The sequence below is a fragment of the Saccharothrix xinjiangensis genome (genome assembly GCF_039527585.1).
Taxonomy (GTDB): Bacteria; Actinomycetota; Actinomycetes; order Mycobacteriales; family Pseudonocardiaceae; genus Actinosynnema; species Actinosynnema xinjiangensis.
On sequence record NZ_BAAAKE010000001.1, the window covers coordinates 450,828 to 476,360 of the forward strand.

At 73.6% G+C, this 25,533-nt stretch carries 27 protein-coding genes; 9 read left to right on the forward strand and 18 right to left on the reverse strand.

The window, feature by feature from the left end:
- The first annotated feature begins 32 nt into the window (after positions 1-32).
- Genes ABD223_RS02115 through ABD223_RS02125 form a run of 3 tightly spaced genes read left to right on the forward strand, consistent with a single transcriptional unit; the run spans position 33 to position 1,745 of the window.
- On the forward strand, positions 33-629 hold the full coding sequence (locus tag ABD223_RS02115) for a CGNR zinc finger domain-containing protein (protein ID WP_344034089.1): 597 nt from the start codon (positions 33-35) through the stop codon (positions 627-629).
- Between the two features lie 10 nt (positions 630-639).
- Positions 640-954: an antibiotic biosynthesis monooxygenase family protein gene (locus ABD223_RS02120; RefSeq protein ID WP_344034090.1), complete on the forward strand. Its 315-nt coding sequence runs from the start codon at positions 640-642 to the stop codon at positions 952-954.
- Complete coding sequence (locus ABD223_RS02125) at positions 951-1,745, forward strand: SIR2 family NAD-dependent protein deacylase (protein ID WP_344034091.1); 795 nt, start codon at positions 951-953, stop codon at positions 1,743-1,745. The genes ABD223_RS02120 and ABD223_RS02125 overlap by 4 nt, the downstream gene beginning before the upstream one ends.
- On the opposite strand, the gene ABD223_RS02130 is transcribed toward ABD223_RS02125, so the two are convergent.
- Positions 1,717-2,688 carry an endonuclease/exonuclease/phosphatase family protein gene (locus ABD223_RS02130; RefSeq protein ID WP_344034092.1) on the reverse strand — a complete coding sequence of 324 codons (972 nt, stop codon included), beginning with the start codon at positions 2,686-2,688 and terminating at the stop codon, positions 1,717-1,719. The two genes, ABD223_RS02125 and ABD223_RS02130, sit on opposite strands and share 29 nt — an antisense overlap.
- Before the next feature lie 18 nt (positions 2,689-2,706).
- On the opposite strand from ABD223_RS02130, the gene pcp reads away from it, so the two are divergent.
- Positions 2,707-3,336 carry a pyroglutamyl-peptidase I gene (gene pcp / locus ABD223_RS02135; RefSeq protein ID WP_344034093.1) on the forward strand — a complete coding sequence of 210 codons (630 nt, stop codon included), beginning with the start codon at positions 2,707-2,709 and terminating at the stop codon, positions 3,334-3,336.
- A 131-nt stretch (positions 3,337-3,467) separates the two neighbouring features.
- Here the strand turns inward: pcp and ABD223_RS02140 are convergent, their stop codons facing one another.
- Complete coding sequence (locus ABD223_RS02140; protein WP_344034094.1) at positions 3,468-6,026, reverse strand: ATP-dependent Clp protease ATP-binding subunit; 2,559 nt, start codon at positions 6,024-6,026, stop codon at positions 3,468-3,470.
- Positions 6,027-6,392: 366 nt separating this feature from the next.
- Between ABD223_RS02140 and ABD223_RS02145 the strand changes: the two genes are divergently transcribed.
- The gene (locus tag ABD223_RS02145) at positions 6,393-7,205 is read left to right on the forward strand and encodes a (2Fe-2S)-binding protein (RefSeq protein WP_344034095.1); all 813 of its coding nucleotides are present in this window, start codon (positions 6,393-6,395) and stop codon (positions 7,203-7,205) included.
- Positions 7,206-7,244: 39 nt separating this feature from the next.
- Here ABD223_RS02145 and ABD223_RS02150 read toward each other — a convergent pair whose 3' ends face one another.
- From ABD223_RS02150 to lysS, 5 genes are all read right to left on the reverse strand, one after another.
- Positions 7,245-8,057 carry an ABC transporter ATP-binding protein gene (locus tag ABD223_RS02150; protein WP_344034096.1) on the reverse strand — a complete coding sequence of 271 codons (813 nt, stop codon included), beginning with the start codon at positions 8,055-8,057 and terminating at the stop codon, positions 7,245-7,247.
- Entirely contained in the window at positions 8,054-9,148 is a 1,095-nt protein-coding gene (locus ABD223_RS02155) for a FecCD family ABC transporter permease (protein WP_344034097.1), read from the reverse strand. The genes ABD223_RS02150 and ABD223_RS02155 overlap by 4 nt, the downstream gene beginning before the upstream one ends.
- Positions 9,145-10,146, reverse strand: a complete 1,002-nt coding sequence (locus ABD223_RS02160; RefSeq protein WP_344034098.1) for a FecCD family ABC transporter permease — start codon at positions 10,144-10,146, stop codon at positions 9,145-9,147. Before ABD223_RS02160 ends, ABD223_RS02155 begins: the two co-directional genes overlap by 4 nt.
- Positions 10,147-10,549: 403 nt before the next feature.
- The gene (locus ABD223_RS02165) at positions 10,550-10,897 is read right to left on the reverse strand and encodes a histone-like nucleoid-structuring protein Lsr2 (protein ID WP_344034099.1); all 348 of its coding nucleotides are present in this window, start codon (positions 10,895-10,897) and stop codon (positions 10,550-10,552) included.
- Between the two features lie 116 nt (positions 10,898-11,013).
- Positions 11,014-12,525: a lysine--tRNA ligase gene (lysS, locus tag ABD223_RS02170; RefSeq protein ID WP_344034100.1), complete on the reverse strand. Its 1,512-nt coding sequence runs from the start codon at positions 12,523-12,525 to the stop codon at positions 11,014-11,016.
- 63 nt (positions 12,526-12,588) lie between these two features.
- On the opposite strand from lysS, the gene ABD223_RS02175 reads away from it, so the two are divergent.
- The gene (locus tag ABD223_RS02175) at positions 12,589-13,347 is read left to right on the forward strand and encodes a class I SAM-dependent methyltransferase (RefSeq protein WP_344034102.1); all 759 of its coding nucleotides are present in this window, start codon (positions 12,589-12,591) and stop codon (positions 13,345-13,347) included.
- 45 nt (positions 13,348-13,392) lie between these two features.
- On the opposite strand, the gene ABD223_RS02180 is transcribed toward ABD223_RS02175, so the two are convergent.
- From ABD223_RS02180 to ABD223_RS02200, 5 genes are all read right to left on the reverse strand, one after another.
- Positions 13,393-14,178, reverse strand: coding sequence for a type III pantothenate kinase (locus tag ABD223_RS02180; RefSeq protein ID WP_344034103.1), 786 nt, complete (start codon positions 14,176-14,178; stop codon positions 13,393-13,395).
- Positions 14,179-14,190: 12 nt separating this feature from the next.
- Entirely contained in the window at positions 14,191-14,733 is a 543-nt protein-coding gene (gene panD, locus ABD223_RS02185; RefSeq protein WP_344034104.1) for an aspartate 1-decarboxylase, read from the reverse strand.
- Between the two features lie 14 nt (positions 14,734-14,747).
- Positions 14,748-15,638 (reverse strand): pantoate--beta-alanine ligase, encoded by an 891-nt coding sequence (gene panC, locus ABD223_RS02190; RefSeq protein WP_344034105.1) that lies wholly within the window; start codon positions 15,636-15,638, stop codon positions 14,748-14,750.
- Positions 15,639-15,644: 6 nt separating this feature from the next.
- Positions 15,645-16,529: a Rossmann-like and DUF2520 domain-containing protein gene (locus ABD223_RS02195; RefSeq protein WP_344034106.1), complete on the reverse strand. Its 885-nt coding sequence runs from the start codon at positions 16,527-16,529 to the stop codon at positions 15,645-15,647.
- Positions 16,530-16,619: 90 nt separating this feature from the next.
- Entirely contained in the window at positions 16,620-17,744 is a 1,125-nt protein-coding gene (locus ABD223_RS02200; RefSeq protein WP_344034714.1) for a PrsW family intramembrane metalloprotease, read from the reverse strand.
- Positions 17,745-17,819: 75 nt separating this feature from the next.
- On the opposite strand from ABD223_RS02200, the gene ABD223_RS02205 reads away from it, so the two are divergent.
- The 3 genes from ABD223_RS02205 to ABD223_RS02215 all read left to right on the forward strand — a co-directional run bounded on the left by ABD223_RS02205 (position 17,820) and on the right by ABD223_RS02215 (position 20,549).
- Positions 17,820-18,731: an SAM-dependent methyltransferase gene (locus tag ABD223_RS02205; RefSeq protein ID WP_344034107.1), complete on the forward strand. Its 912-nt coding sequence runs from the start codon at positions 17,820-17,822 to the stop codon at positions 18,729-18,731.
- 285 nt (positions 18,732-19,016) lie between these two features.
- Positions 19,017-19,463, forward strand: a complete 447-nt coding sequence (locus ABD223_RS02210; protein WP_344034109.1) for a DUF1203 domain-containing protein — start codon at positions 19,017-19,019, stop codon at positions 19,461-19,463.
- Between the two features lie 21 nt (positions 19,464-19,484).
- Positions 19,485-20,549: an NADH-quinone oxidoreductase subunit D gene (locus ABD223_RS02215; RefSeq protein ID WP_344034110.1), complete on the forward strand. Its 1,065-nt coding sequence runs from the start codon at positions 19,485-19,487 to the stop codon at positions 20,547-20,549.
- A 104-nt stretch (positions 20,550-20,653) separates the two neighbouring features.
- Here the strand turns inward: ABD223_RS02215 and ABD223_RS02220 are convergent, their stop codons facing one another.
- The 6 genes from ABD223_RS02220 to folE all read right to left on the reverse strand — a co-directional run bounded on the left by ABD223_RS02220 (position 20,654) and on the right by folE (position 25,533).
- Positions 20,654-22,684: a DUF6779 domain-containing protein gene (locus ABD223_RS02220; RefSeq protein ID WP_344034111.1), complete on the reverse strand. Its 2,031-nt coding sequence runs from the start codon at positions 22,682-22,684 to the stop codon at positions 20,654-20,656.
- A gap of 50 nt (positions 22,685-22,734) precedes the next feature.
- Complete coding sequence (locus ABD223_RS02225) at positions 22,735-23,187, reverse strand: DUF3180 domain-containing protein (protein WP_344034112.1); 453 nt, start codon at positions 23,185-23,187, stop codon at positions 22,735-22,737.
- A gap of 65 nt (positions 23,188-23,252) precedes the next feature.
- A complete protein-coding gene (gene folK, locus ABD223_RS02230; RefSeq protein WP_344034113.1) occupies positions 23,253-23,735 on the reverse strand; it encodes a 2-amino-4-hydroxy-6-hydroxymethyldihydropteridine diphosphokinase in 483 nt (160 codons plus the stop codon).
- Entirely contained in the window at positions 23,728-24,090 is a 363-nt protein-coding gene (folB, locus tag ABD223_RS02235; protein ID WP_344034114.1) for a dihydroneopterin aldolase, read from the reverse strand. The genes folK and folB overlap by 8 nt, the downstream gene beginning before the upstream one ends.
- On the reverse strand, positions 24,083-24,913 hold the full coding sequence (gene folP, locus ABD223_RS02240; protein ID WP_344034115.1) for a dihydropteroate synthase: 831 nt from the start codon (positions 24,911-24,913) through the stop codon (positions 24,083-24,085). The genes folB and folP overlap by 8 nt, the downstream gene beginning before the upstream one ends.
- Positions 24,910-25,533: a GTP cyclohydrolase I FolE gene (gene folE / locus ABD223_RS02245; RefSeq protein ID WP_344034716.1), complete on the reverse strand. Its 624-nt coding sequence runs from the start codon at positions 25,531-25,533 to the stop codon at positions 24,910-24,912. Before folE ends, folP begins: the two co-directional genes overlap by 4 nt.

Genomic DNA, 25,533 nt, shown 5'->3' on the forward strand with positions numbered 1-25,533 from the left:
GCCGGTAGAGGGAAACCGCCTACAGTGGTTACATGCCGACCTGGGCCAGGACCCTCACCGGGCACGACGGCCGGCGCTACCGCTTCGACCCCGGTTCCTTCAGCCTCGAACTGCTGGTCACCGGCGGTCCGGGCGAGTACCGCCGGTACGAGGTCCTGCACGCGCCGGAGGACCTCGCCACCTGGCTGCGCGACTGCCGCCTCACCACCACCGCCCCGATCACCGACGTCCACGTCACCCACGAGGACCTCGAACGCGTCAAGGCCCTCCGCGACGCGTTCCTGCGCGTGGCGCGGGCCCTGGCCCACGGCGCCGCGCCCGACCCCGCGCACGTCGAAGCCCTCAACGCCGCCACCGCCGAGACGCCGCGCCCCCGCCTCGACCCGGGGACCCTCGCCCTCGCCTGGGCGGCCCCGGTGACCGGCGCCCAGGTCCTCGGCGCGGCGGCCCGCGACGCCGTGCGCACCATCGCCACCGGCGCCATCCGCGAGTGCTCGGCCGACGACTGCCGGCTGCTCTTCCTCGACACCTCCCGCTCCGGCAGCCGGCGGTGGTGCTCCATGGAGCGCTGCGGCAACCGCCACAAGGTCCGCACCCACCGCGTCCGCCGCGAGGCCGAACCCCTGTAACGTCGGACCCATGGCGGTTGTGAAGATCAACGCGATCCACGTGCCCGACGGCTCGGGCCCGGAGCTGGAGAAGCGGTTCGCCGCGCGCCTGGGCGCCGTCGACTCCGAGCCCGGCTTCCTCGGCTTCCAGCTGCTCAGGCCGGTCAAGGGCGACACCCGGTACTTCGTGGTGACCCAGTGGGAGACCGAGGAGGACTTCCGGAACTGGCTGGGCGGCAGCGCCAAGGAGGCCCACGCGGGCGAGCGCGCCAAGCCCGTCGGCACCGGCTCCGACCTGCTGGAGTTCGAGGTCGTCCTCAGCTCCACCCCCCGACCCCGGGGGTGAGCGAGGCCCTCGACCGGGCCGCGGACCTCATCACGAACGCCGACGCGATCCTCGTGTGCGCCGGCGCGGGCATGGGCGTGGACTCCGGCCTGCCGGACTTCCGGGGCACCACCGGCTTCTGGCAGGCGTACCCGCCCTACGCCCGCCTCGGCCTGCGCTTCGAGGAACTGGCGGATCCGGTCCACTTCGCCGAGGACCCGGCGCTCGCCTGGGGCTTCTACGGCCACCGCCTGGCCCTCTACCGCGCCACGGCGCCCCACGAGGGCTTCCACGTCCTCAAGAGCTGGAACGCCCGCGTCTTCACCTCCAACGTCGACGGCCAGTTCCAGCGGGCCGGCTTCACCGACGTGGCCGAGGTCCACGGCTCGATCCACCACCTCCAGTGCACCGGGCCGTGCACGGACGACACCTGGCCCAACGACCGGGGCGTCACCGTCGACCCGGACACCATGCGGGCCGAGGGCCCACTCCCCACCTGCCCGAACTGCGGCGGCCTGGCCAGGCCGAACATCCTCATGTTCGGCGACCGGTCCTGGGTGCCCCACCGCTCCCGGGAAGCCCTGGACGCCCTCGCCACCTGGCGCCGCGGGAAGAGGGGCGTCACCGTCATCGAGATCGGCGCGGGCACCGCCGTCCCCACCGTCCGCCGCCAGGCGGAGCTGGCCGCCGCCGCCACGGGCAACCTGATCCGCATCAACCCCCGCGAGCCGGGCATCAGGCACGACCGGGGCGTCTCCCTGCCCCTGGGCGCCCGCGAAGCCCTCACCGAGCTGGCACGACGAACCGGCTGACCACCGCCCGGTGATCGGTCCCCGGCACGTCCACCACCTCGAAGGAGTCCACCGGGCACCGCCCGTCCACCAGCACGTGGTCGATCACCACCGGCGGCGGCCACAGCGCCCCGGAAGGCCAGGTGGGCGTCAACCCCGCCCCGACCTGGTCCGCCGCGTCCACGTACCCGCTGTTCAGCAGCCGCCGCAACCCCACGTGGTCCAGCGTGGCGTTGAAGTCGCCCGCCAGCACCCGCACCGGCCCGTCCAGCTCCCGCTCCGGCAGCCCGGCCAGGTCCCGCTGCCACGTCTCGGGCCCGGCCTCGACCACCGGCGGCAACGGGTGCACCGACACCACTTCGAGGTCGTCGCCGGGCAGGTCCACCAGCGCCCCGGCCTGCCGCAACGAACTCGGCGCGGTCAGCTCCCGGGCCGTCAGCGGGTACCGCGACGCGATCCCCGACCCGGACCCGCCGGGCTCGTCCAGCAGGTGCCGGTGGGGCAGCACGGACCCCAACCCGGCCCGGTCGAGGTCACCGACCATCGCCGGCGTCAACTCCTGCATCGCCAGCACGTCGACCCGGTGCCGCCGGACGAGGTCCACCACGACCTCGGCATCGGCCTTCCCCACCAGGAAGTTCGACGCCATCACGGTCACGTCCCGCCCCACGCCCACCGGCCGGGAATCCGGGAAGGCCCGGGGGGCGACCGCCGCCACCAGCACCGCCGCCAGCGACAGCACCACCACCGCGACACCCCACCGGCGCAGCAGCAACGCCACCACCCCCAGCACCGCGCCACCCACCGTGAAGTAGGGCGTCAACGCCGTGGCGGCCACCATGTGACGAGTGCCATCCACGCCCAGCAGCCGCACGAACCCGGCCACCAGGAACACCACCGAGGCCATGACCAGCAAGAACGTCGTCCCGCCACGCCTGGTCCGGCGTCCCTCCAGTTCGACCACGACATCTAGTCTGCCCGAATGGAGGTATTGCTGACGGGCTTCGAACCCTTCGACGGCCAGCGCACCAACCCGTCGTGGGACGCGGCGAACGCCGTCCGGCCGTCCGGGTACGACCTGACCACCCTGCGACTGCCCTGCGTGTTCGACGAGTCCCTGAGGGTCCTCGAAGACGCCCTCACCACCCGCCGCTACGACGTGGTGGTCTCAGTGGGCCAAGCGGGGGGCCGCCCGCACATCACCCCGGAACGCGTGGCCGTCAACCTCAACGACGCCCGCATCCCCGACAACGCCGGCAACCAACCGGTGGACACCAGGGTGGTCCCCGACGCCCCGACCGCCTACTTCAGCACCCTCCCGGTCAAGGCCTGCACAGCCGCCCTCACCGCCGCGGGCATCCCCGCCGCCGTCTCCCACACCGCGGGCACCTTCGTCTGCAACCACGTCTTCTACGGCCTCATGCACCTGGCCGCGACGAAGCACCCCCACCTCAAAGCGGGCTTCGTCCACGTCCCCTACACCCCGGACCAGACCACCACAGCCCCCAGCCTCCCCCTGGTCACCACGGCACAGGCCCTGGACCTGATCATCCGCACCACCCTCACCACCCCCCAGGACCTCCACACCCCCACCAGCGGCACCCTCCACTAGCAGCACGAACCCCAAGCCGCTCGTGTCCTCCCCGGAGGCCTGCCCAGCGGCGAGCGCCGCTTTATCTTTCCGCCCGTGAACCAAGAACGCCCCCGGGACCAACGGTCCCGGGGGCGTTCCAGCAACTCAGATCAAGCAGACTCGGCGTCGGACTCCCCGCCGCCCTCGCCACCCGAGGAGGCGAGGTCCACCGGCGGCGCGTCCGGCACCCGCATCGGCTTCGACTCACCGCGGAACACGAACCGCGCCTTGTCGTCCGACTCGGTCTCGCCGTCCCAGCCCTCGACGTCGGTGATGATGATCTGCCCGGCCTGGATCTCGCCGAACAGGATCTTCTCCGACAGCTGGTCCTCGATCTCGCGCTGGATGGTCCGGCGCAGCGGCCGCGCGCCCAGCACGGGGTCGAACCCGCGCTTGGCCAGCAGCTTCTTCGCGCGATCCGTCAGCTCGATCGCCATGTCCTTGTTCTTCAACTGCTGCTCGACGCGGGCGATCATGAGATCCACCATCTTGATGATCTCGTCCTGCGTGAGCTGGTGGAAGACGATGATGTCGTCGATCCGGTTGAGGAACTCGGGCCGGAAGTGCTTCTTCAGCTCGTCGTTGACCTTGTTCTTCATCCGCTCGTAGTTGGACGCGGTGTCCTGACCCGAGGTGAAGCCCAAGCCCACGGCCTTGCTGATGTCCGACGTGCCCAGGTTCGACGTGAAGATGATGACGGTGTTCTTGAAGTCCACCGTCCGGCCCTGGCCGTCGGTCAGGCGCCCGTCCTCCAACACCTGCAACAGCGTGTTGTAGACCTCCTGGTGCGCCTTCTCGATCTCGTCGAACAGCACCACCGAGAACGGCTTGCGACGCACCTTCTCCGTCAGCTGGCCGCCCTCTTCGTAGCCCACGTACCCGGGAGGCGCGCCGAACAGCCGCGACGCGGTGTACCGGTCGTGGAACTCGCCCATGTCGATCTGGATGAGGGCGTCGTCCTCGCCGAACAGGAAGTTCGCCAGCGCCTTGGACAGCTCGGTCTTGCCCACGCCGGACGGGCCGGCGAAGATGAACGAGCCCGACGGCCGCTTCGGGTCCTTCAACCCGGCCCGGGTGCGGCGGATCGCCTGGGACACGGCCTTGACCGCGTCGACCTGGCCGATGATCCGCTTGTGCAGCTCGTCCTCCATGCGGAGCAGACGCGTGGTCTCCTCCTCGGTGAGCTTGAACACCGGGATCCCGGTCCAGTTCGCCAGCACCTCGGCGATCTGCTCGTCGTCGACCTCGGCGACGACGTCGAGGTCGCCGTCCTTCCACTGCTTCTCCCGCTCGGCCTTCTGGCCGAGCAGCTGCTTCTCCTGGTCCCGCAGCTTCGCCGCGCGCTCGAAGTCCTGCGCGTCGATCGCGGACTCCTTGTCCCGGCGCACGTCGGCGATCTTCTCGTCGAACTCGCGCAGGTCCGGCGGCGCGGTCATCCGGCGGATCCGCATCCGGGCCCCGGCCTCGTCGATCAGGTCGATCGCCTTGTCGGGCAGGAACCGGTCGTTGATGTACCGGTCCGCCAGCGTCGCCGCGGCCACCAGCGCGGAGTCGGTGATCGAGACGCGGTGGTGCGCCTCGTACCGGTCGCGCAGACCCTTCAGGATCTCGATGGTGTGCTCCAGCGACGGCTCGCCGACCTGGATCGGCTGGAACCGGCGCTCCAGCGCGGGGTCCTTCTCGACGTACTTGCGGTACTCGTCGAGGGTCGTCGCGCCGATGGTCTGGAGCTCACCGCGAGCCAGCATGGGCTTCAGGATCGAGGCCGCGTCGATGGCGCCCTCGGCCGCGCCCGCACCCACCAGGGTGTGGATCTCGTCGATGAACAGGATGATGTCGCCGCGGGTGCGGATCTCCTTGAGCACCTTCTTCAGGCGCTCCTCGAAGTCACCGCGGTACCGCGAGCCCGCCACCAGGGACCCCAGGTCCAGGGTGTAGAGCTGCTTGTCCTTGAGGGTCTCGGGCACCTCGCCCTTGACGACCATCTGGGCCAGGCCCTCGACCACGGCGGTCTTGCCCACGCCGGGCTCGCCGATCAGGACCGGGTTGTTCTTGGTGCGGCGGGACAGCACCTGCATGACCCGCTCGATCTCCTTGGTGCGCCCGATCACCGGGTCCAGCTTGCCCTCCCGCGCGGACGCGGTCAGGTTGCGCCCGAACTGGTCGAGCACCAGGGACGACGACGGGGTGCCCTCGCCGCGGCCGCCGGACTCGGCGGGCTCCTTGCCGCCCGAGTAGCCCGACAGCAGCTGGAGCACCTGCTGGCGCACGCGGTTGAGGTCGGCGCCCAGCTTGACGAGCACCTGGGCCGCGACGCCCTCGCCCTCGCGGATCAGACCCAGCAGGATGTGCTCGGTGCCGATGTAGTTGTGGCCGAGCTGGAGCGCCTCGCGCAACGACAGCTCGAGCACCTTCTTGGCGCGCGGGGTGAAGGGGATGTGACCGGAAGGGGCCTGCTGGCCTTGGCCGATGATCTCCTCGACCTGCTGGCGCACGCCCTCCAGCGCGATCCCCAACGACTCCAGCGCCTTGGCGGCGACACCTTCACCCTCGTGGATCAACCCCAGGAGGATGTGCTCGGTGCCGATGTAGTTGTGGTTGAGCATCCGGGCCTCTTCTTGGGCCAGGACAACCACCCGCCTCGCGCGGTCGGTGAACCTTTCGAACATTCGCACTCCCTGACTGCTGCGCCGGCGGTCCTCGAGCTCACCACAGGCAGACCGTGGAGAGCGCGGCACCGTGGGACCACTGTAGTCGCCGGCCCCGAGACTCTCAGTTCCCCTTCGCCCGCAGTCGCCTTCGGGGATCTCTGACATCGGTGCCAACGTGTGATCTGCCTGGGAGATTCCACGGATCGGGCGCTGTCCGCTCAGCGCGAACATTCAGCCGTTCGGCGTCCCGCACGTGACCGGTGTCACCGGATGGGCTTAACTTAGGGGAACCTCGGTAAGGTTAGGCAAGCCTGAGGAACCCCTCGGGTGAAGCCCGGGGAACCAACCCGGCGAAGACCCGCGGACGTTGAGGACCTTCTGGACATGACCGTACCGGCGAGGGTGACCGCACGCGAGGCGACGACCCCCCTGTCCGAATCCCTGACCAGGGCGGCGTCCCTGGCCACGGGGTTCGAGGTGCGGTTCGGCCTGCCGGTCGACCCGGTCGAGCGGGCGGCGTGGACGACCTGCGCGGAGTTCACCTCCGAGCCGGAGCGGTTCGACACCTGGCGCGGCGCGCTGGCCGAGTGGCTGCGCGACCAGTACGGCGAGGCGCCGGAGCGCACCACCGCCGGCTACGTCATGAGCTGGTACCTCAACGTCGTCGGCGTGCTGGGCGGGGTGCTGTTCCACATGGCCCGCCGGGTGCCGTCGCTGCGCCCCTCCGACGTGGCCATCAAGGTGGCCGGCTCCGGCCGGCCGCACACCATGGGCGTGGCCCTGCTGACCGACGACTTCGCGTGCCTGCCCGACGACCCGGCGGGCAACCACCCGGCGGCCACCGTCGTCGCCGACGAGAACGCCCTGGCCGCGCTCCTGCGGGCCAGGTTCGCGGCGCACGGCGCGGCGTTCGTGGCGGCGTTCGGCCCGACCGTGCGGCTGGGCCGCCGGATGCTGTGGGCCGCGGCCACCGACGCCCTGGACAGCGCCGCGTGGACGGCGGGCCAGATGTGCGGCGACGAGTCCTCCGGCGTGGTGGACGCGGCGCTGCTGCTGCCCGCGAAGCTGGAGCCGTTCACCTCGGCCTCGACCCTGCGGGCGACCGAGACGGGCTGGACGCGCCGCCGCGAGAGCTGCTGCTTCCACTACGTCCTGCCGGGCGCCGAGGCCTGCGCCACGTGCCCGAGGGTGCGCTGACCGGTTCGGCTCGTGCCGGCCCCTCACCGGCGCGACCGCTCACCGGTGCCGGTGACCGATGGGCACCACCAGCGGCGTGCCCGCCACCGGGTCGACCACCACCTTCGCGTCCAGCCCGAACACCTCCAGCAGGGTCTCCTCGGTCAGCACCTCCGCGGGCGGCCCGGCCACCACGACCTCACCGGCCCTCATCGCCACCAGCCGGTCGGCGTACCGGGCGGCCAGGTTCAGGTCGTGCAGCACCATCACCACGGTCCGCCCGAACTCCGAGTTCAACCGCTGGACCAGGTCCAGCACGTCGATCTGGTGGGCCAGGTCCAGGTAGGTCGTCGGCTCGTCGAGCAGCAGCAGGTCCGTGCCCTGCGCCAGCGCCATCGAGATCCACGCCCGCTGCCGCTGCCCGCCGGACAGCTCGTCGACGGCCCGGTCGGCCAGCCCGCTCATCCCGGTCATCTCCAGCGCCGACGCGACCACGGCCTCGTCCTCCGCCGACCACTGGCGGTACCAGGCCTGGTGCGGGTGCCTGCCGCGCGCCACCAGCTCGGCCACGGTCAGCCCGTCGGGGGCCTGCGGCGACTGGGGCAGCGTCGCCAGCACCTTCGCCACCTCGCGGGTCGGCGTGCGGTCGATGCGCTCGCCGTCCAGCAGCACCTCGCCCGAGCGGGCGGGCAGCAACCGCCCCAGCGCCCGCAGCAGCGTCGACTTGCCGCACCCGTTGGGCCCGATGACGGCCGTCACCGAGCCGGTCAGCACGTCCAGGTCCAGCCCGGACACCACCAGCCGCTCGCCGTAGCCCACGGACAGCGCCCGCGCCCGCAGCCGGGCCCCCGGCGCCGCGCCAACCCCGGTCATACCCGTGCCTCCCGACGACTGCGGACCAGCAAGTACATGAGGTAGGGCGCGCCGAGCACGGCGGTCACCACGCCGACCGGCAGCTCGACCCCGCCGAACGCGACCCGCGTGACCAGGTCGGACGCCACCACCAGCAGCGCGCCGACCACCGCGGAACCCAGCACCGGCGGCGTGGCCGTGCCCGCCAGGCGCAGCGCGACCTGCGGCGACACCAGCGCCACGAACGCCACCGGCCCGGCCGCCGCCGTGGCCACGGACGCCAGCACGACCGCCAGCAGCAGCAGGCCAGCCCGCGCCCGGTCGAGCCGCACGCCCAGCCCACGCACCGTGTCGTCGTCCAGTTGCAGCGCGCCCAGCGACCGGGACCCCAGCAGCGCCACCGGCAGCAGCACCGCCAGCGCCGCCGCGACCGGCACGACGTGCTCCCACCCGCGGCCGTTCAGGCTGCCGGTCAGCCACGCCACGGCCCGCGCCGCGTCGGTGACGTCGCCGACGGTCAGCAGGTAGCTGGTGGCGTTGACGGCCACCGCGGCCACGCCGATGCCGACGAGCACCAGCCGGAACCCCTCGATGCCGCGCCGCCACGCCAGCCCGTGCACCAGCAGCCCGGCCACCAGCCCGCCGCCCAGGGCCGCGAGCGGCACCCCGAAGCTCGCCGCCGCGCCGCCGACCGCGCCGAACGACCCGGCGAAGGTGATCAGGAGCACCGCGCCCACCGCGGCGCCACCGCTGATCCCGAGCACGTCCGGGCTGGCCAGCGGGTTGCGCGCGATCGCCTGGAACAGCGCGCCGGCGATCCCGAACGCGGCGCCGACGCACACCCCGGTCAGCACCCTGGGCAGGCGCAGGTCGAGCACGATGAACCGCTGCCCGCGCGTCCCGCCGCCAAGGAGCACGTCGAACACCCGGCCCAGGCCGATCGGCACGTCGCCGAGCCCGACCGCGACCCCGCCCGCGACGGCCAGCGCCGCCAAGCCCGCGACGACCAGCGCCAACGGCCGCCACCGCAGCCGCCAGGACACCGGCCCGACGCGCACCCCGCCCCCGCCGCGCGCCTCGGCGACGACGCCGGCCGCCCCGCCCCGGCTCACAGCCCCACCAGCTTGCGCCGCCGCACCAGGGCGATGAAGAACGGCGCGCCCACCAGCGCCATCACGATGCCGACGTCCAGCTCGCCGGGCCGCGCCAGCACGCGCCCCAGCACGTCGGCCGCCAGCAGCACGACCGCGCCCACCACCCCCGAGAACGGCAGCAGCCACCGGTGGTCGGGCCCGGTCAGCGCCCGCGCCACGTGCGGCACCACGAGCCCGAGGAACCCGATCGGGCCGCACGCCGCGACCGCCCCGCCCACCAGCAGCGTGATCGCCACCACGCCCACCACCCGGGTCGCCGCGACGCGGTGCCCGAGGGACCGGGCCACCTCGTCGCCCAGGGCCAGCGCGTTGAGCCCGCCCGCGTTGAACGCCGCCAGGACCAGCCCGACCAGCAGGAACGGCAGCACCTGCCACAGCACCGCCAGTTCGCGCCCGGCGAGCCCGCCGACCTGCCAGAACCGGAACGCGTCCAGGCTCTGCCGGTCCAGCAGCACCAGCGCGGACACCAGGCCGGTCATCAGCGCGGACACCGCCGCGCCCGCCAGGGCCAGGGTCACCGGCGTCGGCCCGGAGCGGCCGGACCCGAGCAGGAACACCACCACGCTCGCCACCAGCGCGCCCGCGAAGGCCGACCACACGTACCCGTAGAGGTTGTCCACCCCTAGGGTGAAGATCGACAGGACCACCGCGAACGACGCGCCCTGCGTGACGCCGAGGATGCCGGGGTCGGCGAGCGGGTTGCGGGTGTGGCCCTGCATCAGCGCGCCGCCGACGCCCAGGGCCACGCCCACCGCCACGCCGAGGGCCGTCCGGGGCACCCGCAGCTCGCGCACGACCACGTCGTCCTCGGCGCCGGTCCGGGCGGTCAGCGCCCGCCACACCTCGTCCAGCGGGATGTCCCGCGCGCCCACGGCGACGCTCGCCAGGGCCACGAGGACCAGCACGCCGGACAGCGCGCCGAGGAGCGAGAGCAGGCGGGTGGCGCGGAGGCCCAAGGTTTCCCCCTCACCAGTCCAGACCAGGTGAGGGCAGCCTAACCGAACCCGACCGGGGAAGAGGCGCCGCGCCCGACGTGCCGAACACCACAACCAATCGAGACGGCCGAAGACCGAACAGAAGATCGCCGTGCGGGGAACGGGTGAACAAAAGGATCTTCAACGCGCGCCGGCCGTCGGGAAGATCACCTCATCGGACCCCGCGCTACTCGGCCGGCACGAGCCCCCACAAGTCCGTCGACACCCCCATCCGGCACGCGCGAAGCCCTCACCCGAACGACCGCACAAGCCTCCCCGACCCCCTACCGAGTCGGTGCGGAAAAACAACCAAGGGGCGCCGGAATACCCGGCGCCCCTTCGTCGATTGGCGTAATTGCCCGTGGCCTGCGCCACGTCGCCGTGGTCAGCCCTGCTGGTGGTAAGCCTCCAGCACCTCGGCCGGGATGCGGCCCCGGTCTGAGACCTTCATGCCCTGCTTGCGGGCCCACTCCCGAATCGCCTGGTTCTGTTCCCGGTCAGCCGAGGCCGGACGCGCCGCCTTCACACCGGCGGGCCGACCAGGACCGCGCTTGCGGCCACCGGCCTTGCGCGCGCTGGCGACGAAGTCGGCGAGGGCCTCGCGAAGCCTGGACGCATTGCCCTCGGAAAGGTCGATCTCGTAGGACACGCCGTCCAAACCGAAACCGACCGTCTCCTCGGCCTGCCCACCGTCCAGGTCATCGACCAGGGTCACGGTGACCTTCTGCGCCATGCGTATCCTCCTGGACTCGAATGCGCGGCGTGCTCCCCGACCGCGACCTAAAGCATTGGCGAGTGCAGGTTAGCGCACAAGTAGCGTAATCCGCCGCCCGGAGTCCGAGAAGTTACTCATTCCGGGCGCACGAGGGGGAACAGGATCGTCTCCCGGATACCGAGACCGGTGAGCGCCATGAGGAGGCGGTCGATGCCCATTCCGACCCCGCCGCTCGGTGGCATTCCGTACTCCAGCGATCGCAGAAAGTCTTCATCGACCGGCATGGCCTCGACGTCGCCACCGGCGCCAAGGCGCGCCTGGGCTTCCAACCGCTCCCGCTCCACCACCGGGTCGACCAGTTCGGAGTATCCCGTGGCCAACTCGAAACCGCGCACGTACAGGTCCCACTTTTCGGCCACACCCGGACGGGTGCGGTGCTGCCGGGTGAGGGGTGACGTCTCGACCGGGAAATCGCGCACGAACGTCGGCGCGTGCAGGCCGTCGCCGACCAGGTGCTCCCACAGCTCCTCGACCAACTTGCCGTGGCCCAGCTCGGGATCGACCTCGAAGCCGTGCTTGTCGGCCAGTTCCCGCAGCCGCTCCGCGGTGGTCCCCGGCGAGACCTCCTCGCCGACCGCCTCCGACAGCGACTCGTACATGCCCAGCGTGGTCCACTCGCCGCCGAGGTCGTACTCCTCGCCGTCGACCAGCGTCACCACGTGCGAGCCGGCGACCGCCAGCGCGGCCTCCTGGATCAACTCCCTGGTGAGGACCGCGTTCGTGTCGTAGGTGGCGTACGCCTCGTAGTACTCCAACATGGAGAACTCGGGCGAATGGGACGAGTCCATGCCCTCGTTGCGGAAGTTGCGGTTGATCTCGAAGACCTTCTCGATACCGCCGACCACGCAACGCTTGAGGTAGAGCTCCGGCGCGATGCGCAGGAACAGGTCGATGTCCAGGGCGTTCGAGCGGGTCACGAACGGCCGGGCGGTGGCGCCGCCCTGCAACGTCTGCAACATCGGCGTCTCGACTTCGACGAAACCGCGCCGGTGGAACGACTCCCGCAAGGAGCGGACCACGGCGGCCCGGTTGCGCACCGTGTTCCGCGCCTGCTCGCGCAGGATCAGATCCACGTAGCGCTGCCGAATGCGGGTTTCCTCGGCGAGTTCCTTGTGCGCGACCGGGAGCGGGCGCAGCGCCTTGGCCGTCAACCGCCACTCGTCGGCCAGCACGGACAGTTCGCCGCGGCGGGAGGTGATGACCTCGCCGTGCGCGAATACGTGGTCGCCCAAGTCGACGTCGGACTTCCATTCGGCCAGCGCCCGCTCGCCCACGCCGTCCAGGCTCAGCATCACCTGGAGTTCGGTGCCGTCGCCTTCGCGCAGCGTCGCGAAGCACAACTTGCCGGTGTTGCGGATGAACATGACCCGCCCGGTCACGCCCACGACGTCACCGGTGGACGTGTCGGGGTCCAGCCCCTGGTGGGCGTCGCGCACCTCGCGCAGCGTGTGCGTGCGGGGAACTTCGACCGGATAGGGATCGACGCCCCGTTCCAGCAGACGCGCCCGCTTCTCGCGGCGCACCCGCATCTGCTCGGGGAGGTCGTCGTCGCTGGTCGCGGAAGGGATCGCCGGCTGCTCGCTCACGGAGAGGAAGGGTACGGAAGAACTCGCCCGGTATTCGAACCGGCTCTCACTAGGCTCGGGCCGGTGACGTCAGACGACTTGCGCGCCCGGCGGGCGAACTCCTTCGGAGCGCACGCCGCGGCCTACGCGGAACACCGACCCGACTACCCGGTCGCCGCCGTCCGGTGGGCGCTGGGACCGCTGGGCGACGACGGCCCGCTCCGGGTGCTCGACCTGGCCGCGGGCACGGGGAAGCTGACCGGCGTGCTGCTCGCCGAGGGCCACCACGTCACCGCCGTCGAGCCGGACGAGGGGATGCTCGCCGAGCTGGTGCGCCGGCACGGCGCGGCGCGGGCGCTGCCGGGCTCCGCCGAGCGCATCCCGCTGCCGGACGACACCGTGGACGCGGTCCTGGTGGGACAGGCGTTCCACTGGTTCGACCCGGGGCGCGCGTTCCCGGAGATCGCGCGCGTGCTGCGGCCGGGCGGCGTGCTGGCGGCGCTGTGGAACGACCTGGACCGGTCGGTGCCGTGGCTCGTCGAGTTCGACCGGGTCGCCGGGTCGAGCGTCGGCTCGAACGACGCGCGCGGCGACTGGATGCCCGCGCACGAGGACTTCGCCGACGTGGCCGAGCGGGAGTTCCGGCACGCCCACCCGCGCACGGCCGAGTCGTTGGTGGCCACCGTCAACACCCATTCGCACATGCTGGTGATCCCGCCCGAGGAGCGCGACGAGGTCAACGCCCGGGTGCTCGCGTTCCTCGCCGCCAACCCCGAGACCGCCGGTGGCGGGTTCGACGTGCCCCTGACGACCCTCGTCAAGCGGGCGCGGTCGACGCGCTGAGCCGGCGCGCCGGGTCGACGTGCCGAGCCCGCGCGCCGAGCCGCGTCAGCGCATGTTCCGCTCGAACACCAGGCGCAGGCCCAGCAGCGTCAGGTCCGGCACGTGCGCCTGGATGGTGGCGGACTCCGTCACCACCAGGGGCGCGAGCCCGCCGGTGGCGATCACCGTCACCGGACCGGGCTCGCTCGCCTGGAGCTCGGCCACGATCCGCCGCACCAGGCCGTCGACCTGGCCGACGAACCCGTAGACGATGCCGGACTGGAGGCACTCGACGGTGTTCTTGCCGATCACCGACCGGGGCCGCACCAGCTCCACCTTGCGCAGCTGCGCGGCGCGGGAGGCCAGCGCGTCCACCGAGATCTCGATGCCCGGCGCCAGCGCGCCGCCGAGGAACTCGCCCTTGGCGGAGATGACGTCCAGGTTGGTCGAGGTGCCGAAGTCCACCACCACGCACGCGGTGCTGTGCAGGTGGTGCGCCGCCAGCGTGTTGATCACCCGGTCGGAGCCGACCTCCTTGGGGTTGTCCACCAGCAGCGGCACACCGGTCCGCACGCCCGGCTCGACCAGCACCTTCGGCACCGCCGAGTAGTAGCGGCCGAGCATCACGCGCAGCTCGCGCAGCACCGCGGGCACGGTGGACAGCGCCGAGATGCCGGTGACCTTGTCCGCGTACTCGCCGAGCAGGCCGCGCATGGTCAGCGCCAGCTCGTCGGCCGTCATCCGCGCGTCGGTGCGCATCCTCCAGTCGCGGACCAGGGAGGCCTTGTCCCCGGTGCCGTCGTACAGGCCGAGGACGATGTTGGTGTTGCCGACGTCGATGGCGAGGAGCACAGCCGTTCCCCCCTAGTTCTCGGCCTGGATCAGCGCGTCCAGCGCCGCCGCGTCCTCGGTCTCCGCGGGCGCGGCCTCGGCGTGCGCCCCGTTGGCGTGGGTCCCGTTCGCGGTCGCCCCGGTGGCCTGGGTCCCGGTGGCCTGGGCGGACGTGCCGCCGTTGACCAGGCCGGAGCCCTCCGGCGCGTGGGCGGGGTCGGCGCCGAGGTCGACCACCCGGTTGTCGGCGTCGACGAAGACGACCTTCGGCCGGTACGCCCGCGCCTCGGCGTCGTCCATCTGGCCGTAGGCGATGAGGATGACGAGGTCGCCGGGCTTCACCAGGTGCGCGGCCGCGCCGTTGATGCCGATCACGCCGCTGCCGCGCTCGCCGGGGATGACGTAGGTCTCCAGGCGCGCGCCGTTGGTGACGTCCACGATCGCGACCTGCTCGCCCGCCAGCAGGTCGGCGGCCTCCATCAGGTCCTCGTCCACCGTGACCGAGCCGACGTAGTGCAGGTCGGCCTGCGTGACGGTGGCCCGGTGGATCTTCGACTTGAGCATGGTGCGGAACACCGCGGTCCCCCTATCTACTCGTCACCGGTGCCGAGCAGCACGGCGGCGTTGTCGATCAGTCGGGTCGAGCCGACGCGGGCGGCGACCAGCAGCCGGGCGTCACCGTTCTCGGGCGCCGGACCGAGGTCGGGCGCGCGCAGCTCCAGGTAGTCCAGCTCGACGCCGGGCTCGGCGGCGAGCGTGTCGCGGGCCGCGGACAGCACGGCCCCCGCGCCCTGGCCGCTGACGTGCGCGCCCGCCACCAGCGCGGCGGACAGCGCGGTCGCCGCGTGCCGCTCGGCGTCGGACAGGTAGCGGTTGCGCGAGGACAGCGCCAGGCCGTCGGGCTCGCGCACGGTCGGCACGCCCACCACGTCCAGCGGGAAGTTCAAGTCGCGCGCCATCCGGTGGACCAGCGTGAGCTGCTGGTAGTCCTTCTCGCCGAACACCGCGTAGGTGGGCTGCACGATGTTGAACAGCTTGGCCACCACGGTCAGCACGCCCGCGAAGTGCCCCGGCCGCGACGCGCCCTCCAGCTCGTCGCCGAGCGGGCCCGGGTGGACGGTGACCGTGCCGCCCGGCGGGTACATGTCCTCCGCGGAGGGCGCGAACACCAGGCCGACGCGCTCCTCGCGGCAGATGTCCACATCGGACTCCAGGGTGCGCGGGTAGCGCTCGAAGTCCTCGCCCGGCCCGAACTGGGCGGGGTTCACGAAGACGGAGACGACGACCACGGTGTTCTGGAGCACCTGGGCCTCGCGGATCAGCTTGCGGTGACCCTCGTGCAGCGCGCCCATGGTCGGCACCAGCGCGACGTTGCGGCCGGCGGCCCGGAGCGCCTTCGTGACGCGGTTCAGCCGCCGGGGGTCGTGGTGCACCGTGACGTCGCCCGGCTTGTAGTCGTCCTTGGTGAGGGGCTTGGTCATGCCTGTTCAGTCCTCGAGGGTCGAGCGGACGTCGGACGCCGGTCCGGGCTTGAGCAGCCCGGCGGTTCGTGCGCGCGCCTCGGTGCGGCGCGCCAGGACCCGGTAGGCGGGCAGGGTCTCGTGGTCGGCGAGCACCGCCAGGTGCTTGGCCACGGTACCCGCGTCGCCGCGCGCCACCGGGCCGGTCAGCGCGCGGTCGCCGTGCCGCAGGACGTTGTCCAGCGCGGCCGACAGCAGGGGGCCGAGCACCCGCTCGGCGTTGGCGACGCCCGCCTCGCGCAGCAGGTCCGCGCAGTCGGCGACCAGGGTCATCAGGTGGTTGGCGCCGTGCGCGAGGGCGGCGTGGTAGAGCGGGCGGGCGGCCTCGGGCACGCGGACCGGCTCGGCGGACATCTCCACCACGAGCGCCTCGCCCACGCTCCAGGCGACCTCGTCGCCGTCGGCCGCGGTGACGCCGACCGAGCAGGCGCTCATCCGCTGCACGTCCTCGGCGCGGCCGGTGAAGGTCATCACGGGGTGCAGCGCCACGCACAGCGCACCGGCCTCGGCGGCCGGGGCGAGCACGGCGACGCCCTGCGCGCCGCTGGTGTGCACGACGATCTGGCCCTGGCGCAGCGAACCCGTCGCGACCAGGCCGCGGACGAGGCCGGGCAGCTCGTCGTCGGGCACGGCGAGCAGCACGAGGTCCGCGGGGGCGGCGACCTCGGGCGGCGGCAGCACCGGGGTGTCGGGCAGCAGTTCCTCGGCGCGGCGCAGCGAATCGCGCGACACGGCGGAGGCGGCGCTCACCACGTGCCCCGCGCGGGACAGCGCGGCGCCGAGCACCGAGCCCACCCGACCGGCCGAGATCACTCCCACGGCCAGCCGCGCGGGGCGGGGGGTCGCGTCCATGCGACGTAGCTCCTTAAGCGGCGTTCCAGTCCCTTCCACCGGGTACCGGACGACGGCCGCGAGCGTAATCCGACGGGTTGTCCGCGGTGGTCAACTGCGACGAACGCCACCCGCGGCCTTGAGCGCGCCCGGCGCGTCCACAGCGGCCTGACGTGCGACGACGAGGGCGTGCAGCAGCTTCGAGTGACGTTCGTCGGCGTCCGCGCCCGCGGTGCCCTGCGCCATCCGGTGCCGCAGGAACGCCAGTTCCGTGGCCGCCACCTGGTAGCCCGCGACGGCCTTGGCCGCCTGCTCGCCGACCTTGCGGCGGACCGCGCGCCGCCACCGCCGCCGACCCTGGAGGCTGGCCAGCAGGGTGACCTCGCTGGAGGCGATCCAGCGCTGCTCGGCCATCGCGGGCAGCTGCGCCGCGACGACCCGCTGCTCGCGGCGGCGCTGCCAGACGACCATGCACACCATGCCCGCGAAGATCGGGACCATGATCAGGAAGTAGAGGTTGATGAACGTGGAGCCGGTGCCGACCGTGGTGGAGAAGTTCCACAGCGAGTGCAGGCCGACCGCGGCGAGGTAGCCCAGGAGGGGCGCGGCGACCTTCAGCGCGCGGTGGCCGGTCATCGCCGCGACGCCGATCCCGATGCCCGTCAGCGAGGTGAACAGCGGGTGCGCGAACGGCGAGAGCACGCCGCGCAGCACGAACAGGGCGACCACGCCGCTGCTCAGGTCGCCGAACCCGCTGTCGGCGAAGACGCGGGAGAAGTACCAGATGTTCTCGGTGAAGGCGAAGCCCGCGGCCGTGACGCCCGCGTAGACGATGCCGTCCACCACGCCGTCGAACTCCTGCCTGCGGCGCAGGAACACCGCGACGATGAACGCCGCCTTGGCGGCCTCCTCGACGACCGGGGCCCCGATGACGGCGGCGAACGTGGCGCCGTCGCCGTTGATCAGCTCGCCGAGCACGTAGGCGGTCTGGTTGAACACCAGCGAGGTGATCGTCGCGCCGCACGCGCCCCAGGCGAAGGCCAGCAGCAGCACCTTCGCCGGTTCGGGTTCCCACCGGTCCACCCACAGGTAGGCGCCGAGGACCGCGAGGACCGGCACCAGGGCGGCCAGCGCGCCGACCAGGATGGGCAGCAGGCCGACGCTGCTCGTGCCGAGGCCGAGCAGCACCAGCCCGGACACGCCCAGCGCGATCAGGCCGACGACCGGGAGCAGCACGGTCCAGCGGCGCTGGTCGACGCGCTTGCGGGCGGGAGTGGTCACGGACGCAAACCTTAAAGGGACACTTGACCGGTGGTGGAGTCGGAATCCGCTTGGCGGGAGGCGCTGTACGGACCGGCGGGGTTCTTCACGCGCGGCGAGGTGCCCGCCGACCACTTCCGCACCGCCCCCCTGGTGGGACCCGAGCTGGCCGAGGCGCTGCTCGTGCTGCTGGACCGGGTCGACGCCGCCCTGGGACGGCCCGACCGGGTGGACTTCGTGGACGTGGGCGCGGGCGGCGGCGAGCTGGCCGCGGCGGTGCGGGCCCTGGCGCCCGGGTCGCTCGCGCCCCGGCTGGTGGTGACGGCGGTGGACGTCGGCCCGGCCCGGTCCCTGCCGGGGGTGCGGTGGGCGCGGGAGCTGCCGACGTCGGTGCGCGGGCTGCTGGTGGGGCACGAGTGGCTGGACGCGATCCCGTGCCCGCTGGTCACCGGCCCGTCGGAGGACGGGTGGCTGGCCCGGTGGTGGCCGGTGCGGGAGGGCGAGCGGGCGGAGGTGGGCGCGCCCCGGGACGCGGCGTGGGCGGGCGCCGTGGCGCGGGTCGCGGCCGGCGCGGCGCTGGCGGTGGACTACGGGCACGTCCGGGCGGACCGGGCGGCGGGCCGGTACGCGGCGGGCACGTTCGCGGCCTACCGCGGCGGGCGGCGGGTGGAGCCGGTGTTCGACGGGAGCTGCGACCTGACCGCGCACGTGGCGCTGGACGCGTGCGGCGCGGCGGCCGGCGGGGAGTGGGTGCTGGTCTCCCAGCGGGACGCGCTGGGCGCGCTGGGCCAGGGCGGTTCGGTGGACCCGGCCGCCGCCGACTGGCTGGCGGCGGCCGAGCGGGCGTCCCGGGTCGCCGAGCTGCGGGCGGTGGGCGGCCTGGGCTCGTTCGGCTGGCTCCTGCACGGGGTGGGGGTGCCGGTGACCGACCTGCTGCCGCCCCTGCCGCCCTGGCGGCCGTGAAGCCACCGGGCCCGGGGCGGCGGCGCCGCTCCCCGACCAGCTCGGAGCCGGTGTGCGGCGGCACGACGACGGTCTCGCCGGGGCCGGTGCCGCACGGGAGCCCGCGGGCGGTGCACGGCAGGCAGTTCGCAGCGAGCCGTGCGCGGCGAGCCGTGCGCGGCGAGCCGTGCGCGGCGAGCCGGCGCCCTCCGCGCGAGCGGCGAGCCGGTGCCTTCCGCGCGAGCGGCCGGCGCCAGGGCCGAAGACCGCCGGCCGGCGCATCCCCTCCCGGGCGACCCTGGGGCCATGAGGATCCACGCCCTGCCCGCCGACGTCCTGGACCGCGCCCGCGCCCGAGCCGGCGCGGACGAGCACCACGAGCTGCACCCCGAGTCGCCGGGCGCGCCGCTGCGGTGCTGCCTGCGCCGCGCCGGGGACGGTGAGCCGGTGGTGCTGTTCCGCTACTCGCCGACCGCCGGGCGCGGCCCGTACGAGGAGGTCGGCCCGGTGTTCGCCCACGTCGAGCCGTGCGGCGGGCCGGAGACCACCGCGGCGCTCCCGGAGGCTTTCCGGCACGCGCAGCGGCTGCTGCGGGCGTACGCGGCGGACGGCCGGATCCACGGCGGCGAGGTGGCCGCGCCGGAGCGGCTGGAGGACGGCATCAGCGGCCTGCTCGACGACCCGGCGGTGGTCGAGGTGCAGGTGCGGAGCGCGTCGCACGGCTGCTTCCTGTTCGCCGTCACCCGCGACTAGCGGCCGTGCGAGCATGACCGGGTGGAGATCACCGTTGGCGTGGGAGCCGGGGCGCGCCACCTGGGCGTGGACCGGGTGGTCGACCTCGGCCCCCTGCACCCGTCGGCGCACGGCGCGTACCGGCTGAGGCTGACCGTCCGCGACGACGAGGTCATCACCGCCGCCGAACCGCTCGTGGGACACCTGCACCGGGGCGCGGAGAAGCTGTTCGAGGTCCGCGACTACCGGCAGGTCCTGACCCTCGCCAACCGGCACGACTGGCTGGCCGCGTTCTGCAACGAGCTGGCCGTCGCGCTGGCCGTGGAGCGGATGACCGGCATGGAGGTGCCCCCGCGGGCCCAGGTGCTGCGCGCCCTGCTGTGCGAGCTGAACCGGGTCATGGCGCACCTGGTGTTCCTGGCCCCGCTCACCGGGACGCGCGACCGGGACGCGGTGCAGGCCGTGCTGGAGGAGGCGTCCGGCGGGCGGATCCACTTCATGTTCAACCGGATCGGCGGCCTGCGCGAGGACGTCCCCGCGGGCTGGACCGACCGGGTGCGCGAGGTGCTGGCGGGAGTGGACCCCGGCGAGGCCCCGCCGGGGCTGGCGGGGCTCGGCGTGCTCGGCCGGGAGGACGCGCTGGCGTTCGGGGTGACCGGCCCGATCGGGCGGGCGTCCGGAGTGGACTTCGACCTGCGCCGGGACGACCCGCTGCCCGGCTACGCGGGCCTGGACGTGCGGCCGGTGGTGCGCGCGGAAGGCGACGCGCTGGCCCGGGTCCGGTGCCTGGTGGACGAGGTGCGCCTGTCCGTCGAGCTGGCCGGGCGGTGCCTGGACCGGTTGCCGGGCGGACCGGTGAACGTGCGGCTGCCCAAGGCGGTGAAGGCCCCCGAGGGGTCGGTGTACACGTGGGTGGAGGCGCCCTTGGGCACGTCCGGGGTGCACCTGGCGTCCCGGGGCGAGAAGACGCCGTGGCGGTTGAAGCTGCGGACGCCGTCGTTCAACAACGTCCAGGCGCTGTCCGCGCTGCTGCCGGGCACGCGGGTGGCCGACCTGCCCGCGGTGCTGGGGTCGTTCGCCGTGGTCGTGGGCGACATCGACAAGTAGCAGGTGGCCGGTGGCGAGTCAGGGGGAAGGGCTGACCCCTGCTCTTCCGGCCCGGCCCCGGCCCGACCAAGCCCAACTACCGCCCGGCTCAATCCCGGCCCGGCTCAGTCCTCGCCGCGACGCCGGCGGCGGCGCGGCGAGTCGGCTCCGCCGAACGCGGCGAGCAACTCGCTGACCGACTTGCCGTCCGCGTGGGCGCCTGCGGGCTCCACCGGCTCGGGGGCCTTGCGCCGGCTCGGCTTGGAGATCTCCTCCCACGTGTCGCCCCGGTCCTCGGCACGGCGGTGACCGCCCGCCTCGGTGGGCTCCGGCGCCCGGCGGCGACCTGCGGAGGGCGCGGCTTCCGCCTCCAGGCGCTCCACCGATCGGCGTCCCGGCCGACCTTCCAGCTCGGCCGATGCGCGACGTGCGGCGTCGGCGGACCTGCGGCCCGTCTCCGCGGCCACGGGGCGGTGGGTCCCGGCCTGGTCAGCGCGCGAACCCGTCACCGGCTGGGGCGTGCCCGGCTGCTCGGCCCGCCTGCCCTGCACCGGCTGGTGGGTGCCGGTCTGCTCGGCCCGCCTGCCCGCCACCGGCGGGGGCGTGCCCGGCTGCTCCGCTCGCCTGCCCTGCACCGGCTGGTGGGTTCCGGTCTGGTCCGGACGTGCGCCCGCCACCGGCTGGTGCGTGCCGGTCTGCTCGGGCCGCCTGCCCGGCACCGGCTGGTGGGTGCCGGTCTGGTTCGCGCGCGCCCCGGTGACCGGTTGGTGCGTCCCGGTCGGGGTGGCGTGCGCGCCCGGCGCCGGTCGGGGCTCGCCGGGTGACCGCCGGGGGTCCCCCGTCACGGGCCGGTGTTCGCCGGTCAGTTCGGCGCGGCGCGCTTCCAGGCTCGGGCGGCGGCCCGCCGCGCTCGTCACCGGGCGGTGCTCGCCGACCAGGTCCACCCGGGCGGAACCGGTGCGGTCCTCGGCCACCGGGCGGTGCTCACCGGTCAGCTCCGCCGGCGACCGGCCGGCCGCGCGCTCGGCGGGCGACCGCCGGACCGGGACCGCTCGCGCCGCGTCGGCCCGATTCGCGTCAGCCCGATTCGCGTCGGCTCGCGTCACGTCGGCTCGCGTCACGTCCGGGCGGCGCGCCTGCTGGGCCTCCGCCTGCCGCACCTGGGCCACCGCTTCCCGGCTGATCATCTCGGTGCGCTCGGCCACCCGGCTGCGTCGCTGGCCGCCGTGGTCGTCCTGCGCGTAGTCGTCCTGGGCGGGTTCCGGCGCTCGGGCCGGTTCGGCCGGGGCCGGGCGGCTCGCCGCGTCAACCCGGTTCGCCGCGTCCGCCCGTCCTGCCGCCTCCGCCCGGCCCACGCGCTCGGTCGGCTCGGCCTGGGGGCGCGCCACCGCCTGGGGCGTCGGGCGCTGCTGGGCCGCGCGGGCGGGCTCGCGGCGCGCCGGCTGGGCCGGTTCCCGCCGCACCGGCTCCGGGCGTGCCGGTTCGGGGCGCCGAACCTGGTCCTTGCGGGACGTGTCGTGGCCCACCCGCTCGATCAGCTCGGTGCGGTCCGCCGAGGGCTTGTCCGCGGTCTTGGCCACGACCTTGTTCGCGACCTTCTTCGCGCTCGCGGCGGGCAGCGCGGGCCCCGCGGTGATGATCCGCTGGTCACCCAGCGCCATCAGCCGGGACTGGTCGGACAGGGCGCGCATCCGGGTCGACTCGGCGCGCAGCGCCACCCGTTCGACCAGGACCTCGCCACCGAGCAGGGCCTCCAGGTTCTCCCGCAGGGCGCGCAGCTCGTCGCGCAGCGCCTCCAGGTCGTCCTTGGCCTCGTCCTGGACCCGCTTGCGGGCCTCGGTCTCGACCTCCAGCTCGTACTCGCGGCGGGCGGCGACCTCGCGTTCCAGCTCCAGCTCGTAGACCGACTGGAGGTCCGCCACCTCGTCCTCGCGGTCGGCGACCTGCCTGCGGTAGCGGGCGGCCAGGAAGGCGCCCACCAGGGCCGCCCACAGCGCGGCGACCACGGCCAGGCGCAGCCAGCGGGCGTTGTCGCTGAGCACGAGCACCGCCGCGGCGCCCAGGGCGAGCGCCAATGCCGCTACCAGCAGTAGTCGCCCGGAGCCACGACCGTGATCTTGCTGGTCGTCATCGTCCGACGCGCCTCGCCCGGTCATGGCGTCTACCGTACCGGTCAGTTATCCGATTGAGACCTCGGCGTCGGTATTCACTCGTCGCGGTGGGGATCGGTCGGCGTTCTGCAGCAGTGCTCCAGCCACAGCGCGGCGCCGATCAGCGCGGCGGCGCACACGACCCCGACGACGGCGCTGACCACGTCGTGGCCCGCCGCCTCGAACTCGTCCCGCACCGGCAGCACGTGGACCAGCACCCCGGCCCACGCGCCGAGCATGATCGCCCCGAGCAGCGACGACGCCTTGGCCAGCGCCACGGCGCGCGCCGCCGTCAACGGCTGCACCGGTTCCGCGCCGGGCTTGCGCAGGATGCGGGCGCGCAACGAGAACGCGAGCCACAGGTCCACCGCCGCGATCACCAGCAGGGTGAACCCGGCGAACGTGGGCAGCGGCGGCAGCGTGTCGTAGGTGAGCCTGATCAGCAGGTGCGCGAGCAGACCCGCGACGAGTCCGGCGGCGAGCAGGTCACGGGGCTTGGTGAACCTCACCCCACCATCGTCCCCGACACCGCGCGGCAGGCCGGAACACCCCACCGCTGGTTGCTCGTAGGTGGTCACCGGAGCGAGAGATCATCCCTCCGGGTGACACCGCTCAGGTCCAGGCCCGCCACCAGGTCCGCCACCCGCCCGTGTCCGGGCAGCACCGCGCCCGGCTCCACGTCCAGCCACGGCACCAGCACCGTGGCCCGCTCGAACGCCCCGGGGTGCGGCAGCAGCAACGACGGGTCCGACGAGGTCACCCCGTCCACCACCACCACGTCCACGTCCAGCGTCCGCGGCCCCCAGCGCCGCTCGCGCACCCGCCCCGACGCCTCCTCCAGCGCCTGCCCGCGCCGCAGCCAGCCCCACTCGTCCTCGTCGCCGGACACGACCAGCACCGCGTTGAGGAAGTCGTCCTGGTCGGTCACGCCCCACGGCGCGGTCTCGTACACCGGGGACGCCGCGACCAGCGACCCGGCGAAGCCCTCCACCGCGGACCGCAGGTGCCCGAGCCGGTCGCCGAGGTTCGACCCGATCGACAGGACCGCCCTAGTCACGGGTCCTCCGGACGGTCACGGACACGTCCGCGAACACCAGCGGGATCGGGGCGGACGGCTTGTGCACCGTCACCTCGGTCGCCCGCACCCGCAGGTCGGTCATCACCTCGTCCGCGACCTTGCCCGCCACGGTCTCGATCAGGTCGTAGGGGCCGCCGGCCACGATCGCCGCCGCCCGCTCGGCCAGCTCGCCGTAGTGCAGCGTCTCCCGCAGGTCGTCGGTCGCCGCCGCGCGGGACAGGTCCAGCCACGCGGTGATGTCGACCAGGAAGTCCTGGCCGTCGCGCTTCTCGTGCTCGAACACGCCGTGGAAGCCGCGCACGCGCAGGCCGCGCAGCGAGATCCGGTCAGCCACCGGAACCACCCCTGCCCGCCCTCCACGCACCGGCCACCGCGACCGCGTCCAGCGACTTCGCCACGTCGTGCACCCGCACGCCCCACGCCCCGTTGAACGCCGCCAGCGCCGAGACCGCCGCGGTCGCGTCCTCGCGGCCGTCCGGCTCGCGACCGCCCAGCAGCGAACCCAGGAAGCGCTTGCGGGACGCGCCCACCAGCACCGGGAACCCGAGCGAGACCAGCGCGTCGAGGCGGTTGAGCAGCTGCCAGTTGTGGTCGGCGTCCTTGGCGAAGCCCAGGCCGGGGTCGAGCACGATGTCGTCCTCGGCCACGCCGGCGGCCAGCGCCGCGTCCACCTGGCGGCACAGCTCGTCCCGCACGTCCTTCACCACGTCGTCGTACACGGCCAGCCGGTTCATGCCCCGGCTGTGCCCGCGCCAGTGCATCAGCACGTACGGCACGCGGGCCGACGCCACCAGCGGGATCATCGCCGGGTCGGCCAGCCCGCCGGACACGTCGTTGACGATGGACGCGCCCGCGTCCAGCGCCGCCTCGGCCACCCGCGCCCGCGTGGTGTCCACGCTGACCGGCACGCCCTCCGCGACCAGCGCGCGGATCACCGGCGCGACCCGCGCGGCCTCGACCTCCGGGTCCACCCGCTCCGCGCCCGGCCGGGTCGACTCGCCGCCCACGTCGACCAGGTCGGCGCCCCGCCGGAACAGGGCGACGCCGTGCGCCACGGCGTCGTCGAACCCCAGGTAGCGGCCACCGTCCGAGAACGAGTCGGGGGTGACGTTCAGCACGCCCACCACGACGCAGCGGTCCGGTCTGGCCACGCTCACCGCAGGCGTCCCCGGATCAGCTCGATCGCCTCCGCGCGGGACGACGCCGAGTCGCGCAGCAGGCCGCGCACGGCCGACGTGGTGGTCCGCGACCCGGGCTTGCGCACGCCGCGCATCCCCATGCACAGGTGCTCCGCCTCGACGACCACGATCGCGCCGCGCGGTTCGAGCCGCCGCACCAGCGCGTCCGCGATCTGCGACGTCAGCCGCTCCTGCACCTGCGGCCGCTTGGCGTACAGGTCGACCAGCCGCGCCAGCTTGGACAGGCCGGTCACCCGCCCGTGCTCGTTCGGGATGTAGCCGACGTGCGCCACGCCGTGGAACGGCAGCAGGTGGTGCTCGCAGAACGAGTACATCGGGATGTCGGTGACCAGCACCAACTCCTCGTGCGACTCGTCGAACGTCTTCGCCAGCACGCTGTCCGGGTCGGTGAACAGGCCCGCGAACAGCTCGCGGTACGCCCGCGCCACGCGTGCCGGGGTGTCGCGCAGCCCTTCGCGCTCCGGGTCCTCGCCGCACGCGAGCAGCAACTCGCGCACCGCGGCCTCGGCGCGCTTCTGGTCGAAGGGCCGGCGTGCGAGACCGGCCCCCCCGTTCACGGGGAGGCCGGTCTGGTCGAT